The sequence below is a fragment of the Desulforamulus profundi genome (assembly GCF_002607855.1).
Map to the genome: position 1 here is coordinate 1 of NZ_AWQQ01000159.1, position 2,029 is coordinate 2,029.

The following is a 2,029-nucleotide window of genomic DNA, read 5'->3' on the forward strand; positions in this document are numbered from 1 at the left end:
GGCCGGTGGCCAGGCAGCCCGCCACAAGGGCGCTGACAATTTTTTACCCAAAGGAACTCACTCCTTAGTATCATTTTACCAGTATAGACGTTTCACCCTGAACTTTGTTACAGGGATCTGTGAATGATTTGCACCGGTGGAAATGATACGTGAAAAAACGGCCCCGGCTTGGCCGGGGCTTTACAGACCCCCATGCCGCTGACGCGGCACCAGCAGAAGGATGAAAATGGTGCTGTGAAGAATCTTTATTCTACGGCTGGCGAAGGGAGGTCGTATCTACTTGGTGCTGCGAGCCCGTCTCATAGACAGACCCCAACGACCAGGTGCACCACAGATTGTTGCCCCCTTTTGGGGAAGCACGCAGGATAGAATAACCACATATGGTTGTTGCACCAGCCCTTCAATTTAACTGCCGTAGAGGGAGAAAGAACACATGGAAGTTGTGTACACCCATTGCTGCGGGCTTGACGTTCATAAGAAGAACGTAGTGGCCTGTGTCATCACTCCTGAAGGTAAAGAGATTCGCACATTTTCAACAATGACCGATGACCTTATTTCTATGGTGGACTGGCTTAAAACCAAAGGTTGCACCCATGTGGCGATGGAAAGCACCGGTTCGTATTGGAAACCCATCTATAACTTGCTGGAACTGGAAGACATCCAGCCAATGGTGGTAAATGCTAAACAYATCAAAAATGTCCCCGGGCGTAAAACCGATGTAAAAGATGCAGAATGGATTGCCGGTTTGCTCCGCCATGGCCTCTTGCAAGGCAGTTATATTCCTTCCCGCGAACAAAGGGAATTGCGGGARCTCATCCGTTACCGCCGGAGCCTTATCGAAGARCGGGCACGGGAAATCAACCGTATCCAAAAGGTCCTTGAAKGTGCCAACATCAAGTTGTCTTCCGTGGCCAGCGACGTACTGGGCAAATCTGGCGTGCCATGATTGAAGCAATAATTGAAAACGACTAGTATAAAAAAGTAACCCAAGCGTTGTTAGTAATGTCAATCAAAAAGTTGACCACCGTGACAACCAAAAAATTGACCACCCTCGAGGCGGTTTATTAATTTAGATCAGGCAATAAGTATCCCTRCCARCAATCGTAATAGATTCCCAGTTATRAAAGAAAATGTAAATTGTAAAATATTACTAATTCACCCTCCTCTGCTGGTAGATTTGGCYTTCACTCAGCAGCGYGAAGACCATGCGAACGAGTTTGCGGGCCGTAAGGACTAAAGCACGTTTATGATGGTGATGTCTGGCTTCGGCATACTTCCTGCGGTAGAACTCACCATACTCCGGCTCCMACACCCGGACGGAGTTGGCYGCTTCTACAAGGTAATACCGCAGGTAGTAGTTACCTGACCTGGTTAAGGGAATATCCTGGGCGTTGAAYTTGCTTGATTGGTTYTGCCGCCAGGTTAAGCCCGCRAATTTGGCAAGGCTATTGTGATTGTCAAACCTTGAAATRTCGCCGATYTCGGTAYTATGCCGGCTGCGTAAACCGGYCCGATGCCTGGAATAGTTTCCAACGTGTGTGGAATTGCCTTTATCTCTTTGGCGATAGCCTGATCGATTTTCTTTTGCTGCYTCTCAAAGAACCAGATGGTCTCAAGGGACATAGCCAGTGTAATGTCCACAGATTCTTGCATTTTCGGGTTTAAACGRTARGAGTTWCGGGCTGCCCGTTTAAGGGYCKTGGCCATCTCAGGAACATCCTTAAGCCGGTGGTTTCCGTGTTGCAGCATCAGGTCTACCAATTMTTCCACAGGCAGATTGGCGATTTYATCGGGTGTTAGGTTRCCTATAACTGCTGTGGATGCCTGACCAAASAGGTTTTCTGGTATGTGGAAAACTTGAGAAAAATCAGGTTCAAGGCCCTGTTCTTCTCCCTGGTCACTGTACTTCGGCCTCGGGCGGCAGGTGGTCCGTCGACTCCGGAACATGCCCGGCAGGTGAATCTGCTGGCCGGCTTTGCCTTCTACGCCGGGGTGGGGCAGAAGGACCACCATGGGCATGGGGCAGTGC

General features: G+C 49.4%; 1 protein-coding gene and 1 pseudogene. One reads left to right on the forward strand and one right to left on the reverse strand.

Going from position 1 to position 2,029, the window contains the following annotated elements:
* Positions 1-433 precede the first annotated feature (433 nt).
* Positions 434-937, forward strand: a pseudogene (locus P378_RS18625) (IS110 family RNA-guided transposase); the annotation flags it as partial.
* A gap of 213 nt (positions 938-1,150) precedes the next feature.
* On the opposite strand, the gene P378_RS24435 reads toward P378_RS18625, so the two are convergent.
* A complete protein-coding gene (locus tag P378_RS24435) occupies positions 1,151-1,480 on the reverse strand; it encodes a transposase (RefSeq protein ID WP_420796029.1) in 330 nt (109 codons plus the stop codon).
* Positions 1,481-2,029: the final 549 nt, after the last annotated feature.